The sequence below is a fragment of the Amycolatopsis sp. lyj-108 genome (assembly GCF_046549005.1).
In the GTDB taxonomy this organism is placed as follows: Bacteria; Actinomycetota; Actinomycetes; order Mycobacteriales; family Pseudonocardiaceae; genus Amycolatopsis.
This window is the reverse complement of sequence record NZ_JAJPWQ010000010.1, coordinates 12,803-29,058: the sequence shown is the minus strand read 5'-3', so window position 1 is coordinate 29,058 and position 16,256 is coordinate 12,803. Positions and strand designations below refer to the sequence as shown.

At 68.9% G+C, this 16,256-nt stretch carries 9 protein-coding genes and 1 pseudogene; 3 read left to right on the top strand and 7 right to left on the bottom strand.

The genetic code is table 11. The annotated features are described in order from the left end of the window. Complete coding sequence (locus ACLJO0_RS30800; protein WP_410582278.1) at positions 1-2,838, top strand: pPIWI_RE module domain-containing protein; 2,838 nt, start codon at positions 1-3, stop codon at positions 2,836-2,838. A 5-nt stretch (positions 2,839-2,843) separates the two neighbouring features. On the opposite strand, the gene ACLJO0_RS30795 is transcribed toward ACLJO0_RS30800, so the two are convergent. Continuing rightward, the gene (locus ACLJO0_RS30795; RefSeq protein WP_410582276.1) at positions 2,844-5,591 is read right to left on the bottom strand and encodes an NB-ARC domain-containing protein; all 2,748 of its coding nucleotides are present in this window, start codon (positions 5,589-5,591) and stop codon (positions 2,844-2,846) included. A gap of 129 nt (positions 5,592-5,720) precedes the next feature. Here ACLJO0_RS30795 and ACLJO0_RS30790 point away from each other — a divergent pair, with 129 nt between their 5' ends. After that, positions 5,721-6,845 (top strand): hypothetical protein, encoded by a 1,125-nt coding sequence (locus tag ACLJO0_RS30790; RefSeq protein WP_410582275.1) that lies wholly within the window; start codon positions 5,721-5,723, stop codon positions 6,843-6,845. Between the two features lie 616 nt (positions 6,846-7,461). Here the strand turns inward: ACLJO0_RS30790 and ACLJO0_RS30785 are convergent. The 6 genes from ACLJO0_RS30785 to ACLJO0_RS30760 form a co-directional block, all read right to left on the bottom strand. Next, positions 7,462-7,707, bottom strand: coding sequence for a hypothetical protein (locus tag ACLJO0_RS30785; RefSeq protein ID WP_410582274.1), 246 nt, complete (start codon positions 7,705-7,707; stop codon positions 7,462-7,464). Positions 7,708-7,723: 16 nt separating this feature from the next. Then, a complete protein-coding gene (locus ACLJO0_RS30780) occupies positions 7,724-8,614 on the bottom strand; it encodes an AurF N-oxygenase family protein (RefSeq protein WP_410582273.1) in 891 nt (296 codons plus the stop codon). After that, positions 8,611-9,249, bottom strand: a complete 639-nt coding sequence (locus ACLJO0_RS30775) for a crotonase/enoyl-CoA hydratase family protein (RefSeq protein WP_410582272.1) — start codon at positions 9,247-9,249, stop codon at positions 8,611-8,613. Before ACLJO0_RS30775 ends, ACLJO0_RS30780 begins: the two co-directional genes overlap by 4 nt. Then, positions 9,239-9,838 carry a TetR/AcrR family transcriptional regulator gene (locus ACLJO0_RS30770; protein WP_125673681.1) on the bottom strand — a complete coding sequence of 200 codons (600 nt, stop codon included), beginning with the start codon at positions 9,836-9,838 and terminating at the stop codon, positions 9,239-9,241. Before ACLJO0_RS30770 ends, ACLJO0_RS30775 begins: the two co-directional genes overlap by 11 nt. A 29-nt stretch (positions 9,839-9,867) precedes the next feature. Further along, positions 9,868-10,794: an NAD(P)/FAD-dependent oxidoreductase gene (locus ACLJO0_RS30765; RefSeq protein ID WP_410582270.1), complete on the bottom strand. Its 927-nt coding sequence runs from the start codon at positions 10,792-10,794 to the stop codon at positions 9,868-9,870. Between the two features lie 85 nt (positions 10,795-10,879). Beyond that, positions 10,880-14,464 (bottom strand): discoidin domain-containing protein, encoded by a 3,585-nt coding sequence (locus tag ACLJO0_RS30760; protein WP_410582269.1) that lies wholly within the window; start codon positions 14,462-14,464, stop codon positions 10,880-10,882. A 258-nt stretch (positions 14,465-14,722) separates the two neighbouring features. Here ACLJO0_RS30760 and ACLJO0_RS30755 point away from each other — a divergent pair. After that, a pseudogene (locus tag ACLJO0_RS30755) lies at positions 14,723-16,227 on the top strand (GTP-binding protein). Positions 16,228-16,256 lie beyond the last annotated feature (29 nt).

Sequence of the window (16,256 nt, the reverse complement as noted above, 5' to 3'; positions counted from 1 at the left end):
TTGGCTCCGCGCTACACCTCGATCCGCCAGGCCGCCTACGAACCCGCGGCGGACGGCGACGGGCTCACCTCAGAGTTCCACACACTGGAGTTTCCCGAGAATCTCGCCGCGCAGGTACTCGATCTGGCCAACCTCGGCCGGACGGGCCGGGCCCGATTGCTGGCACCGCCGACCCGCCGGCTGGATTCCCTGCTCCAGGCTCTGGACGTACGGCTCGGCGTGCTGCCGCGCTCGGTCGCGGCGAGCGAGGGTCCGCGGACCTGGCTGTACTGCCCGGCCGACGCGGGCGAGCCACTACGGGTCCCGATCCTGCTCCGGCTGCTGGAGTTCTGGATTGAAGAAATCGGCACGGACCATCCGAGAGAGGCGAGTCAGGTCTGCCAAGTTTTGCGCGCCGAGCCTCCGGTGTGGAAGAAACAGCAGGTTTCGCTGACACGGTGCGACGTCAGTGACGGCGGAACCGCTCACCCGACCGCGCTCCAGTACCTGCTCACCACGCAGGACTTCGCCAACCGTCTCCAGAAGCACGAGCCGTACGACTCCGGTGGGCAGGTGCTGCGCTTTCGGTCCGTCGCCCGGCAATCCCGTCAGCAGGGCGCGGAGCTGATGTCCCAGCCGCTGTACCACGACGACGAGCACGGGAGGTGGTGGTACTCGGTCACCGTTGCCGTCACCCTCCAGACGGTGCCGTTCCACGCCCGGCCACGAGTGCACCTGCACTTCGGAGTGCGCCGGTGGGCGACGCATCCCGACCCGGAGACCGGACTGGTGCGCCTAGGGTACCGCCGGGACAGCGCCGTCTACCTGCGTCCGGTGACATCTTGGCTGCCTGGAGTTCCCGTGAGCGAGCGCTTCAGCGTCGCGTACGTGACCTCACGCGAAGACAGCCTCGGGTGGCGACATGGTGATCCGGCGAACCTTATGGCGAAACTCGCGAGCGGCCGGCGGCCATTCCCGGATCCCGCCGGTCTTCTCGGCGAGCCCGAACGGTGGTTCACCGGGGAACGCGGCGCTGACGCCCTGATCGCATACAGCACGCCAATGGGCAAGCACGGCGTCGGCGCCGGCTTCATGTCCCACGAACGGTCCCGCCTGGTCGACTGGGCCGAGCGGGCCCTTCTGCCAGACCTGGCCAGGGTCCCGGACCTCACCCGGTCGAGTCTGCCCGCGAACAAGCCGGCCAATGTTCGCCGGGGTGGCTCCACCGAGCGAACTGCAGCGGCCAAGGTCGAGCTGCACCGTGCCCGGCGGACGTCGTTGGCGACGCTGTACGCGGATTGGTCCGGCACACCGGAGTTCACGGCCCGGCTGCTCTGGCGTACCGAAGCGACGCGCGACCAGGTGATCACCGCACTCGTCGGTGTGCTCGGTCTCGAAGGGGACGGCGGGGCGAGTGAGGTGAGCACCGGCGCCCACGATCGCAGCGGCCGGGGCGAGCCCGTCGTGCTGCGGTGGCAGACGCCGGAGCTGACGGTGAAGGTGAGCTGCCTTCGGCTGGACAACGGTCTGACGGACAGCCTCGGCGTTTCTCGGGAGCCAGTACGGGACCTGGCCGACCGTGCCGCCCGGGCGCTGGCCAAGCGCCGGGCGGACATGGGCGAGTTCCTCGCCAAGAACGGTGCGGACGCCGCGGTTCCCACGGTCGCGCTCGTCGAGATCCACGGCCGCACCGTGTTCCGCGGTCGCAACGATCCCAAGTTCGCGTTGCGTCTCGGCGCGGCGGACAGCGGTGTCGTCACCCAGTTCGTCACCACCCCCGGCACACGGCGCGCCAAGAAAGCCCTTCCCGCTGCGGCCGAGTCGTCGTGGCTGGACGCACTGCGGCAGCTGGGAGCGACGGTGGTACCGCGCACCGATGTCCCAGCCGGTCTGCCCGACGGCATCCAGTACCTCGCAGTGTGGATGGCGACAAAGGCACGCGGTGCGACCGCCCGATCGGCCAAGGGCAAGTTCCCTGTCGCGGTTCTGGTGCGCGCCGGCGCGGGTTCGCCCGATGAGATCCTGGCCTGGGACGCCGAAGCCGTCGAAGGCATGGGAGCGTGGATCGCCTACCCGCGGTACCTGACCCGGTTACCCGCCCTCGCCGCCGTCTCCGCGCACGACCTGACCGGCGTCGGCGACCACGACGAGCCGTGGTTCGACTGGGCACGCACCCGGGACGAGCAACGGTCCGCCACCGAGGAATTCCTGCACCGGCTGCTCTCCTCAGCTGAGGTCAGGGGTACCCCGACGGTGCTCCTCGTCGACGCGCAGAACATCCGGAACCTCTGGACCTGGGTGCAGGACGGCGAGGTCCGGCGGGACCTCATCCGCACCGGCGTCGCGCCGGCCGGGCGGCCGAATCCGTGGCTGCGACTGGTCCGGATCCGCACCGGGGAACGGCGGGAGACCCCACAGTGGTGGGGCCTCGCCGCCGACGAGGACGGAGTGAACGGCCTGCCGGCCAACTTGTGGACGAGCACCGGCCCGGAGCACGAGAGGATCTTCTACAGCACCACGCCGAAGGCCTCCACCGCTCAAACTTCCGCCGTGGAGGCACACAAGCTGCAGACCCGGCCGATCCGCCGGGGCGAGCGGGCCGGCGAGCCGACGATCGATGTCGACCGCCCCGCGTGGAACCCCGGCCTCGTCGAAATCGCGGTACTCGGCTGCCATCCCGATACCGGGGACGCCCCGACTGCCCTGGCCATGGCCGTTCACCAGCTGAGGCAGGCACCCGACTACCGCGACGCGCTCAGCCGGCCGCTGCCACTGCACCTCGCACGGAAGGCGCAGGAGTACATCCTGCCGATGCGGGACGCGAATGAGGAGGACGGCGACCCCGATGCCGGGAGCTGACCGGCTCAGGCGCCCAAAGCGGCTAGCCGACGCTTCACCGCCGTATGCAGCTGCTGGTCCTCGGGTTCCCGCTGCCGCAACCGGTGGTAGCGGGCCACGAAGTCCCGCAGCACGCGCAGTTCGTCCTCGGATCGGCCGCCCGCCTCATACGCTCGGGCCAGCGCTGCCAGCGCGCGGACCTCGTTCGTGGGTGCCCCGGACTCGAGATAGCACGCGCGGGCGGCCTCACCGTGGGCGATCGCCTCGGCCGGATTCCCCAGCCTCAGATGGCAGTCCAGCAAGACGCGGTGCAGTGCACCTCGGTTGTAAGGCGTGCTCGCGCGAGTCATCACCTCAATGGCGAACGGCTCCCGCTCCAACGCCCGCTCCGGTTCACCCAGCTCCAGGTGACAATGGATCTCCGTCGGCAGCGTCGCGGCGACTCCGCGGTCGTCGGCCAGTCCTTCGTACAGACCTCCGGCCACGGTCGCGTGGTGCCGTGCTGCTGCCCACTGCTCCCGATCCTCCAGCAAAACGCCCATCTGCTGGTGACCGTTCGCCGTTTCCAGCGGATCACCGACGTCCTCTGCCAAGGTGATCGATGTAGCGAGGTTGCGCTCTGCGGCTCCGAACTTCCGCAGCTTCCGCTGGATGTTGCCCAGCAGCCGGTGGCATACAGCCTGATACCGCGTGCGGACGGGGACATCCAACTCGTCCTTGGCGATCTCGGCGGCCGAGGCCAGCAGGAGTTCCGCCGTCGGCCAGGGACCGTTGCGGGTGTGGTAACAGCACAGGGCGAGAGGCAGTCGCCACCGGTACTCCGTGAAAGACTTGAAGTCCGGCGAGTCCAGCACGGCAAGCAGGGTGTCGTGCTCGGTCTCGAACCACTGTCGGCCGTCATCCTCCTTTGCCGGCGCAGGCAACGGTGCGTCATCGGCGGCCACGAGGTCGTCCGGTAGCTCCCGACCGGATCGGAGGGCGCGATCGGACAGCCGGGCGGCGGCCAGCAACCACCCGAGCAATAGTTCCCGGACCGCGTGCACTTCTTCTACGGGAAGCTCTTCGTCTGCTCGTTCTCGGGCAAAGGCGCGGACCAGGTCGTGGAGGCGGAATCGCCGGCCGGCGACCGGAATGAGCAGGTTCCCCCGCAGAAGCTCGTCCACAGCGTCCCGCACCGAGGACACCGGCAGACGCGTCAAGAACGGAATCACTTCCAGGGCGATCTCGGGTCCCGGATGGAGCGCGGCGACCTGCAGCACAAGGGCCGCTTCGGCGGACAGTGGCGCATAGGACAAGGCGAGTGAGTTGTGCAACGCTGGCTCTCCTTCGGGTTTCGCGCCCAGCACCGCGGCGGCCGTGCCCAGCCGGGTCAGCAGGTCCGCCAGTTCGACGGTCGGGTTGAGCCGCGCCTGCGCGGCGACCAGCCTCACCGCAAGTGGGAATCCCCCGCACGCCGCCATGAGCCTCACCGCCGCGAACGGCTCCAACGCGGTCCGTTCCGCACCGATGGCTTCGCGCAGGACGGTCAGGCTGGCTTCGCCGGTGATCGGCTGCAGGTTCAGCATTCGCGCACCCGCCACAGCCGGCGAGGTGGCGGCGGCACGCGTCGTGACGACAGTGCGGCTACGTTCTCCTGCAGCCAGGAGGTCCGCCACCTGCCGGACGTCGGGGGCGTTGTCAACGATGACCAGGACGGCGCGGGAGTTCACGGCAGTCCGATAGGCGGCAGGCCCGGCATCACCGGCCTGGTCGGCGAGCGGAATTCCCAACTGCCTCGCGAAGTTGGCCAGGGCGACTTCAGGCCGGACCGAACCGGACGGCGAGAAGCCGCCCAAGTCGGCGAAGAGGACACCGTCGGGAAATCGCGCCGCCGCGCGATGGGCCCATTCGACCACCAGCTCTGTCTTGCCCAGCCCACCGAGTCCGTGGACCGTCACGACGCGGACCCCGCTGCCAGGGTCGGTGAGGGTGTCGAGGAGGGCCAGCTCGGCTTCACGTCCGTGCACCGTCGACCGCACGGGCGGCAACGAGCGCGGCACCTGCTCGGGAATCGCTGCCGACATTCGCCGCGCCTCCGCCACCAGTGCTCTGGCTTCCTTGCGCAGATGCACCAGTGAGGGAGCCCCGAGCTCAGGAGGCAGCTCTTCACGCCGGCGTAGGTCGTCGGCGATCGCGCTCGCTCGGCCGCATTCGGCCCACAAGTGCCACAGCACGGCCCGGATCTCGTCGTCGTCCGGTAGCAGTTCGCCTGCTCGCTGTGCGTGGCCGGCCGCGGCTTCCGGTCCTTCCTGTTCGGCAGCGAGCTTGATCAGCTCCAGGAAGGCCTGGCGTCCTTCGGCCCGTAGCTGCGCGAGCTCGTCACTCACCCAGCGTGGGTCCAGCCCAGCCAGTGGCGGTCCTTGCCAGCACTCCAGTGCCTTGCGCAGCAGCGGGAGCTTCCGGGCGGCGGTCAACCCGGCACAGCCGGCGAGCCCAGTGCGGAACCGCCACAGGTCGACCGAGTCCTGCGCGATCGCCAGCTGCAGAACCGTGCGCTTGTTCTTCTTGACCAGCTCGACTCCTGAGCGAGCCCGCAACTTCGCGCCGTAAGACCGCAGCGTAGCCGGGTCTTTCACCCCAAACCGGTCGGTCAGTTCGCCGAAGCCGACCTTGCCTCCCGCCACAGCAGCGATCGCCAGAACGGTGCCCTGCCGAGGTTCCAGGTGTACTGCTTCGCCATTCACCAGCAAGCGCACCGCACCGAGAACGCACAGGTCGACGCAGACTTCGTCCATGGTTCCTCAGTGAACCAGACCGCTGCTCGTCCGGCTCCGGCCGAACGGGCCACCACGCTTTCACCACGGTTTCCCCCACAACCGGCACGGATAGTGGCGCCGTCGGAACGACCACTCAGGGAGGAAACCATGGGGTATGCGGAATCGGCGGACTTCACACCGCGGTGGACGGCCGGGTACGGCGCACAGACCTACCCGGTACGGCGCGTAATCCTGGCGGTGGTGCACAGTGTGGCAGCCGGCGAGCGTGTGAGCGCGGCAGTTCAGGCGATCGAGCGGGAGCCGGGCTTCCAGGTCGTCTTCACCCAGCCGCCCGGTCCAGCCGAAGACCTGGTCCGCACCTACATCGCCAAAATCGGTGCACTCACCACGCCGTGGGGACGCGCCGTCCGCGAACGCTTCGATCTGGTCGTCACTGCCGACCCGGCTGGGGCAGGCTTGCTGAACGGTCCGCTGCTGGTGCTGCCCGAGGTTTCAGCCGAGGGCGCGATCGTCGACCGCAACGGCCGGTGCTGTATCGCAGCAATCGTGCGGTTGCTACGGCTGCGGCAAGCGCATCCCGAACCGGTACTCGTCGGCCTGCCGCAGCTGCAGGGGTTGGCCCGGCTTTGCGCCGAGGCTCCGCAGCTGGCCCGGCACTCGGTGGTCGTCGGCGACCCAGGGTATGACGAGCTGCTTCGCGCCTGCCGACGGCGGCCTTGGATTCGCGGTGGCCGCAGGCTGGGTCTTGTGCTGTCGGACCGGGGGCCCGGCTCGTTGTTCGCCAGGACCCCGGCTTTCCTCCGAGCTCTTGCCACAGCTCTGCCGGCTCGGGAGACGCGCCTGGTCTGTCGGCTCCACCCGGACGTGTGGGCGCAGCACGGCAGGCGGCAGCTGGAAGCGTGGGCCGGGGAAGTCGTGCAGGAGCGCGTGGAGTTCCTGCGGCCCGGAGATGAATGGCGGATCCTTGCCGCGCAAGCCGATTTCGTGGTGGGCGACTACGGTCGCGACACTGCATGCGCCGCCGCGACCGGAAAGCCGGTTTACCTGGCCCGTCCAAACGAGAAAACTCCCGCAAATTCGCTCGCCAGGGCCATTTCCGAGTACGGGACAGTCCTGAACTCCGGCCTGCCGCTGGCCTCCCAGCTTCGCCTGACGACGCGCCCGAGCCTGCCGGTCGTGCGACAGCTCACGTCCGATCCGGGTCGGTCCGACTCTCTGCTGCGCACTCAATGCCTTCGCCTGATGCGGTTCAGCGGTCAGGCCGATCGCTAGAAGGGAGGATATTCCATGTCGATCATGCGTCGCACGCTTCGATCGGGAGGCGGCACTGGCGACAGAGCCGGGCTGTGCCCGATCGGCTGATCGCCGGTTCCAGCGTCGGAACGGCCTGGCACGCCTCGACGTCGTGTCCAGGCCGTTCTCGGTCTATGAGGTCTTCGCGCGGTTCCGTGACGCGATGCCAAACGCGCCGCCTACTGCCGCGCCGCAATCCTCCACCTCCGATGAAGCTCTCCAGGACCCAGCCTAGACAACTCTCTCGCGGTGACCGGCATGAGTTTGCACTACGATTCCGGGCTCCTTTCAGGTACACACATTTCGTGTGCGTACCCCGGCTTCCAGTCGATCTGTTCGACCTTCACATCCGCTTCGCCACTCCTGCGCCCGACCAGGTTCTACGACTTGAGCGAGTGTTTCAAGACGACGCCAGAGACACAGGAGTGACGGGAGTGCGACTGACGCCAGACGCTTCGGGTGAAGTACACGTCGAGTTCCGCCACCTCACACCGGGATTCGCCTACGGGGTCCGGTGGAGCACCACGAACTCCACCGGCGCACAAACTCACTAGCAAATTTCGGGCGACCGGCAAGACCCGGTCCGGCTGGGACCTCAGCGCCGGGCGAGGACGCGCTTTCCCAGCCAGCCGGCATAGACGGCCAGTCCCGCGAACCCGGCCTTCCGCGTGGGGCTGGCCGCGATCGCCAGGCCGATGGCGAGTTCGGTGGCGCCGTTGCGGTAGGTCCAGGTGCGGATGTCGTCGGCGAAGGCCATCTTCGTCACGGGTTCGAAGGCCGCCGGGGCGGCGAAGTGGGCGAGGCCGGTCGCGGCGATACCGAGGCCGAGGAGCTTGGACATGGAGTGCCTTCCTTGTTCAGTCGAGGACGCCGGCGCGGCGCCAGAGCCGGCGGCTCGGGCCGCCGATGAGGCCGATCTCGGTGAAGTGTTCGACGGCCTTGGCAGCCCACGCCGCCTTGGTCCGGCGCCAGTGCGGGTTCGCGGCGGCGACCTGGCGGGCTTCGCGGGGGTCGAGACCGACGGAGGTGTATGCCTTGGGGTGCAACAACTCCGATGTCGCGACGTAGGCCATCCCGGCGATCGCCCAGCGGATCAGTTCTCGGCCGACGCGGCCGTGGCGTGCCCAGGCGCGGCCCAGTTCGTCCTTGGCGAAGCTGATGTGACGAGCCTCTTCGATGACGTGGATACGCGAGATCATCCGGATCATCGGCTGCAGGCTGTCGTCGCGCATCATCTCGCGTTGCATGCCGTCGGCGAGTTCTTCGACGTAGATGGCGCCGGCGAACAGCAGCGCCGGGCCGCAGATCGCGCCGAACAGCTTGCCCGCGCGGTGCGCCGAGCGGCTCGGGCGCCGGACGACGCCTCCGCTCTTTTCGATCGAGCGGGCGAACATGGTGCTGTGACGGCATTCGTCGGCGATCTCGGTGAGCGCATACTGGGCGTTGTGCGTCGTCGGGTCGCTGTTGTAGACGTGGCGCACGAGGCCCTGCATGAGGATCAGCTCGAACCAGATACCCGACGCCGCCGCGGCCGCGGCTTCTTGGCGACTCAGCTCGGCGCGCTGGGTTTCGTCGAGACGTTCCCAGAGTTCCGTGCCGTACAGGGAACATCGCTCCGGCGCCTTGCCGAACGCCCCGTCGACCAGCGGTGCCTGCCAGTCGACATCGACGTCCGGGTCGTAGGAGAGCCGCGCGGAGGAGCGCTGCAGGCGTTCGGCGACGCGTTCGCTTTCGGTGTTCGCGGTCATGACGACCTCCTCGGATCCTTGTGCTCGGGCAGCGGGCCGCCGCCGTCCGGGATGACCTGCCCGGAATCGCGGTAGGCCACCGCCTCGTGGAAACCATCGCGTTCGGCGAACTCGCGGAACCAGCGGCCTTCGGGGGTGTGCCGGGTGATGCCGTCGAAGAGCGTCGCGAGGGTCTGGGTGCCGGAAAGGCCCATGTTGTCGCAGGCCTGATTGATCATCAGTTTCTGCATCACCAGCTGGTTCGTCGGCACGCCGGCCATCCGGTCGGCCAGTTCCTCGACGGCCGCTTCGAGCGCGAGTCCCCATTCGGCCGCGGTGGCGCCGTCGATGGTGTCGCCGGTGAGCAGCATCCGCTTCGCCCGCTGAGCGCCGACGCGGTAGACCCACATCGCGGTCGTCGGGCAGCCCCACACCCGTGCGGGCGGATAGCCGATGCGCGCGTCGGTCGCCATGATCAGCACGTCGCACGACAGCGCGATGTCGCTGCCGCCGGCGATCGCGTGGCCCTGCACCTGGCAGACGGTGGGTTTCAGCGATCGCCAAACGTCGTTGATCGCGTTGAGCCGCTCGGGGCGGCTCAAGGTCAGGTAGGCCTTCCGGTCTTCGACGCGGTACGTGAGCGTCTCAAACGCCATCGGAACCGCCCAGCGCGCGAAGCGTGAAGGTCACCAACTGCGGGATCGTGTCCGGCCCGCTTTCCCCGGCCAAGGGGCCGACCAGCATTTCCGCGCCCGCGCCGACCAGCGCCGCGGCGGTCGCTTCCGCGTCCTGCGGAGGCAGCAGTCCCCTCGTCACGCCGTCGGCGATGTTCCTCGCGATGACCTCGCGGAACGCGCGGCGGAACACCAGGCGCTCGGCCTCCACCACGGCGTCGACCGGTTCGGCCAACAGCGCGTACGCCAGCCTCGGCGCCTTCAACGCCCGTCCGGCGAAGGTCTCGATCACGGCGACCACGCGCTCGCGGACGTCGCCTTGGGACGCGGCGGCCTCGACGGCGTCGACCTCCCGGGAGACCACCTCGCGGAAGACCTCGACGACCAGGTCGGCCTTGGACGGGAACTGCCGGTACACGCTGCCGGTGCCCACGCCCGCACGCGCGGCGACCGCGGCCATCGAGCAACCCGCATAGCCGGTCTCGGCCAGCAGTGCGATGGCCGCGGCGAGGATCTCGCCTCGTTGCGAGTCCAGCCTGGCCTGCGTCTTCGGGGTCCGGCGGTACGGCATGGCAAGGAGTGAAGCACGGATTCCGCTCTTCAGTCCAGCTCTTCCCGGAACAGTTCGTGATCCACCGCGGTGGCCGTCACGAAACCCATGGCGGCCGCGGTCACCACGAACGTCATGCCCGGCGGGCACGATTCCCGCCGGGCCAGGTCACCCGCGGCGTACACGCCCGGTACGCCGGTGAAGCCGACATCGTCGATCCGCACGGTGCCGTCGTCTTGAAGCACGCAGCCCAGTTTCCCGGCCAGCGGGTCGGCCTGCCGCGTGGTGGCGTGCAGGAACACCGCCGCGCATTCCACCGGGTCGCCTTCGCGGAAGGTGATCCGTTCGACCTCGTTTTCGGGTCCCTCCACACTGCGCACCGGCTCTCGGCGCACCCGGACAGCACGCCTGCCCAGGAGTGCCTTGTCTTCGGCGGACAACGTGAAACCGTTGGCGCACAAGGTGACATCCGGGCTCCATCGGGCCAGCTGGGCGGCGAACATCACGTCCTGCCGCCCCTCGGTGGCCAGGACGGCCAAGGGCCGGTCCCGGAATTCCCAGGCGTGGCAGTACGGACAGCCGAGCACGCTCTTCCCCCAGCGCTCGGCCAGCCCGGCGATCCCGGGCAGGTCCTCGATCACTCCGGTGGCCAGCACGATCCGGCGCGCGGCCACCTGATCGCCGTCCTCGAACACGACCGTGAACCCGCCGCATCCGCCGTCGACGGCGCGGACCCGGCCCTCGCGCAGGCGGACCTCCGGGTACTCCGCCAGTTGCTCGCGACCGGTGGCCCGCAGCGCGTCCGGGTTCATCCCGTCACAGGCCAAGAGCCCGTGCACCCCCGCGGCCGTCGAATTGCGGCCCGCGCCTCCGTCGACCACCAGCGCGCTGCGCCGGGACCGGCCGAGCACCAGCGCGGTGGTCAACCCGGCGGGTCCGGCACCGATGATCACCACGTCATATCCGGCATCGCGCACGGCATGGCCTCTCTTCGGGAATGGGGCAGCACCCGCATACCCGGGCCGCCCGCCGGGAAACCTGCTCCCGGCGGGCGCCACGCACTCAGTTGCGGTTGATCGTGAACGTGCTCGTCTTGTTCCTGATGTCCTCGGCGTTGTCGCTCAGGGTGAGCCCGGTGAACGTCGCCGAGCCGACGGCCGGGCCCTGGCCCGGTTCCGGCAGTTCGTTGACCCAGATCCCGATCCCCGACTTCGCGTCGAACTCGTCACCGCTGCGGTGCGCGCCGGTGATCGACACGTTCGTCAGCACTGTGTCCTCGACCGGGTGCTCCGGCCGGTTGCCGGTGTACTTGGTCTGGAACATGATGCCGCTGTACGTCGGACTCTGGATGTCCACATCGGACACCCGGATGCCGCGGAACTCCTTGGACGCGGAGAACAGCCAGATCGCGGGGAACGTCTGCTGTCCCCAGAAATGGCCGCCGGCGCGAACCAGCGAGACGTTCTGGACGGTCGTCGGCTGCGGGCCGAACCCGAGGAACGGGTAGCCGAAGTCGAGCGAGCTGATCGTGATCCCCGAGTACGTCAGCGTGTCCGCGATGTAGAGGTTGCGGAAGGTGTTGCTGTGCCCGCCGTACACCGCCAGCCCGGCCGCGCGCCACGGAAGCAGTACGGTCAGGTTCTCGAACACGTTGTCGTACTGGTTGCCGGCGTTGAGGTCCGTGGCGGCGAACAGCGCGAAACTGTCGTCACCGGTGGAGCGGGCCTCGTTGTTGGTGACCCGGTTTCCGGTACTGCCGTTGGTGAAGTTGACGCCGTCGGCGAACATGTCGCGGATGCGCGAGTTCTTCACCGTCGTGTTGTCCACATTGGTCGCCCAGAGCAGGCACATCTGGTGCTCCACCCAGATGTCGTCGATCGTCATGTTCGTGACGTTCGTGAAGTTGAAGACCTTCCCCGGACCGTCGATGCGTGAGGTGTAGTTCCCGAACACGGCGAACCCGCCGAACGTCGAACCGCTCGCGCTCGCCTGGGCGTCGAACCCGATGTCGGTGTTCTCCTGTCCGGCGGGCGCGGTGAACCTGGTGAACCAGGGCCCGGCGCCGAGCACCGTGACCGGCTTGCCGTACACGGTGACCTTGCCGCTCATCGGGTACTGCCCCGGCGGAAGGAAGACACCGGTGAGGTTCGGGTCCTGGCGGACCTTGTCCAGCGCGGCCTGCACATCCTGCTGCGTGAATCCGGCCGGGACGGCGTAGCGCGCCGGGTCGGGGTTCGCGGCCGCGGTGGCCAGCTCGAAGTTCACGAAGTCGATCGCGTAGTTCAAGCCGTTGCCGGCGTCCTTCTGCAGCTTGATCCGGTGCCCGGCGGGCACCGTGGTGCCGAGCAGCATGCTGGCCTCGTCGTAGATGTGGCGAGCGGGCCCGGAACCCGGCGAGTTGTTCGGCCCCGCTTCGGGGCCGTAAAGCCAGGCGTGGCGCGAAGTCAGGTCGATGGCTTTCAGGAACGTGCCGTCGACGTAGACGTTCAGCGTCGAGTTCTGCCCGCCGCCACCCGCGGCGTCCGGCATCGAGAACCGGGTCACCAGGGTGTTCGTGGCCGCGCGGGTGGTGAACTCGACCGAGGAGCCGGTCGTGTCCAGCGTCACGGCTTTGCGGCCCGACGCCTCGCCCGCGAGATCACCGATCTTGCGGTTCGGGCCGATCACGGACGCACCGCCCGCGACCACGCCGTCCTCGGCCTCGTACATGTCGTAGGGCATGTTCGCGCCGCGGCCGACGAACAGCGCCTGCGTGCTCGCGTTGTTGCCCTGTTTGGCGGGCAGCTCGTTGGCGTCGTTCGCGACAACAGTTTTGACCGTGTACCGGCCGTTTCCGGCGGTCCAGGTGCCGGCGTTCACCGGCGGCGCGGTGGCCCCGGCGGCGATCGCGCCGGTGTACGAGCCGGTGAGCGTCTTGACGACGGCGCCGTTCTGATCGGCGATCGTCACCGTGACGCCGTGGGCGCCGCCCGCCGAAGCGACCGTGCCCTGGTTGCGCACCGTGGCGGTGAAGGTCACGGTGTCACCCGCCGTCGGGTTGTTCGGCGACCAAGCGGTGGCCACGACGAGGTCGGAGCTCTGCACCGGGCTGACGACGAGTGCCGCCGAACCGGTGTAGGAGTTGTTGCTCTCGTCCTGCTCGATGACGGCGTTGGCCTCGTCCACCTTCGCGGTGAGCTGGTGACTGCCCGCCTCCCTGGTGCCGATGTCCGCCGACACCGTCACCGACGCTCCCCCCGCGAGAGCGCCGACCGGTGCGGTGCCGACCTTCGTCGTGCCCAGGTACAGGTTCACGTCCGTCGCACCCGAGGCCGCCGTCCCGGCGTTGCGGACTGTCGCCGACACGGTGATCGCGTCGGTCTCCACCGGATTCTGAGGCGACCAGGACACGCCCGAGACCGTGAGGTCGGGGTTCGGCGCGGGAACGCCGAAAACCTGGAACTCCGCGGCCTGGCCGCCGGGGGCACCGGAGTTGGCGGTGATCCGCAGGCGGATGTCGGCGGCGCGGCCACCGACCGGGATCGTCACGGTGTTCCCGCTCGAAGGAGTGAAGGTGTACGTCTGCGCGGGCACCAGCGTGGTGAACGCGGCCGCGCCCTGGTCACGCCCTTCGACGGCGATCGTCTGCGTGCGCTGTGCCCAGGCCGGATCCGGGTTGAGCTTGACCACGACCCGGTCGAGGTCGGCGTTGGACCCGAGCGCCACGGTCAGCTGGTTCGGGTACGCCGCGCCCTCCCAATAGGTGGTCACGGAGTCGTCGTTGGCGTTGGCCGCGACGTAACCGTGCTGCACCGAGGACGCCGTGATCGGTTTACCCAGCGCGAGATTCGTCCCGGCCCGAGTACCTGTCCTGGTCACGGTGCCGCTGCTCGCCGACTGATTGCCCGCCGCGTCGCGAGCGCGCACGGCGTACGCGACCGTCGCGCTGTCCGGCTGGTCGTCGGTGTAGGTCAGGACATCACCCGCGACACTGCCGCGAAGCTGCCCGTTGGCGTACACGTCGTAGCCAGTGACACCGGTGTTGTCGGTCGATGCCGACCACGTGAGCCGGATCTTGCCGCTCGAAGGCTCGGTATAGGTGAGATTCCCCGGCGCGGAGGGCGGTTGCGTGTCCCCGCCCGCCGGGCCGTGCACCTCGAACTCCGAGAGCTGGGCGGCGGGCCATCCGGTGTTGGCCGTGATGTTCAGCCGCACGAACCGGGTGTTCCCGGTGACGTCGAGGGTGACCGTGTTGCCGGTCGCCGGGTCGAACCGGTGCCCGGCCGAGGGCACGAGGTCGCTGAAGCTCGTGCCGTTCGCGCTGCCCTGCACCGCGAAGGTCTGGGTGCGGGCTTCCCAGCCGGAGGGCAGTTTGAGCACGAGCCGGGCGATGTTCGTCGCCGCGCCGAGGTCGGCCTGGATCCACTGCGGGAACTGGTTGTTGTTGCTTTCCCAGTAGGTGGCCTGGTTGCCGTCTCCGACGTTCGACACGGCATAGCCGGACAGCTGACTACTGGCGGTGTACGTCGCGTCGGCGGCTTCGGCGGCGGCGGGAGTCACGACGGCGGCCGGCACTGGGGCGCCGTTCGCCGCGATGGCGGGTGGAGCGAGGAGGAGGGACAGGGCGGCAAACGTCACCGCACGCGTCAGAAGGCGCTTCGTTCTCATGACATTCCTCTGTTCCGGGAGGGGACTGAGCGGAATCTTCCTGACTCTTGTCATGTTCTTGCGCTGAAATGTTCAAGAATTACAGCCCAGGAGGCGGCGCAAGTCAACGCCCGGCCCTAAATCGCGTGACCGGCCGGAACACGCTGCTAACGTCCGGCCTGACCAGGTGTTTCCCTCAGAAGATGGAGAACGGCGTGCGCCGAGCTGTCGAGTCCCCGAGCCGTACGGACCTTTCGACAGCCTTGGAGCCGTTCATCCATGGATCACCTGAACATCGGAATTCTCGCCCACGTCGACGCCGGTAAGACGAGCCTGACGGAGCGCCTGCTCCACCACACCGGCGCGATCGGGACCCTCGGCCGCGTCGACGCCGGGGACACCCGCACCGACACGATGGAGCTGGAACGCCGTCGCGGCATCACCATCCGCTCGGCAGTGGTCGCCTTCCGCATCGGCGAGCTGCACGTCAACCTGATCGACACCCCTGGCCACCCGGACTTCATCGCCGAGGTCGAACGTGCGCTGCGGGTGCTCGACGGCCACCTGCGTGCCGTCCGAAGTCGGCGACATCGGCACGGCGGCCGCGAAGATCCGGCCGGTCTCACCGCCGCCCGCGTTGGCCGAACAGCTCGCCGAGCACAGCGACACGTTCCTCGCCGCGTATCTCGAAGACACGGTGACGGCCGAGGTCTACTGGGCCGAAGTCGTCCGGCAGACCCGGCTCGGCGTCGTCTCCCCCGTCTTCTTCGGTTCCGCGCGCAGCGGCGAAGGGATCGCCGAGCTGACCGCCGGTATCCGCGAATTCCTTGCCGGAGCGGCGAAACCGGTGCCGGACGACCGGCTGCGCGCCACCGTGTTCAAGATCGAGCGCGGCCGCGTGCACGAGAAGATCGCTTACGTCCGTGTGTTCTCCGGCGAGATCGGCGCGCGGGACCACGTCCGGTTCCATCGCCGCGGCCAGGACGGGACGGTCACGACGGAGGCGAAAGTGAGCTCGGTGCGCGTTTCCGAGATCGGCGACGAAACCGTCGAGACCCGCGCGCGGGCCGGGCGGATCGCCAAGGTCACCGCAGTTCCCACCGCCCGCCTTGGAAACCGTGGTCACCCCGGCCCGGCCCGCCGAGACGGCGTCCGTGTTCGGCGCACTACAGGAACTGGCGGAACAGGATCCGCTGATCACCGTCCGGCAGGACGACGAGACGCGCCGGATCTCGGTGCGGCTCTACGGCGAGGTGCGGAAGGAGATCATCGCGGAGACACTCGCCACACAGCACGGCCTCGACGTCGAACTCGGCTCCCTCCCGCTCGCCTTCCACAAGGCCATCGAGGAGACCGTCGACGCGACGCTGCGGCGGGGCCCCTCCGACAGGGAGGTGATCGACTGTGAGGTGACCGTCACCCACACCGGTTACTTCAGCCCGGTCAACGCGGCGGGCGACTTCCGCAAGGCCACTCCGCTCGTGCTCGGGGAAGCGCTCCGGGAGGCAGGGACCGAGGTGCTCGAACCGGTCAGCCGGATCGAGGTGGAACTGCCCGCGGGCTCGGTGACCGCGACGCTGTCCCGGCTGGTCGAACGCGGTGGGACCGTCACCGGTTCGGCGGCCCGTGGCGACCGGGCGGAACTGACGGGCGTCCTGCCCGCTGGGGAGGTCACCGAGTTCGAACAGCAGCTGCCGGGGCTCACCCGCGGCGAAGGCCTGATGACCACCGAACCGGCGGGCCACCGCCCACGGGTTAGTCCGAATCGGCCAATGCCCGGCTGACGGGAACGAGTACGTTCTGGTGGTCGGTG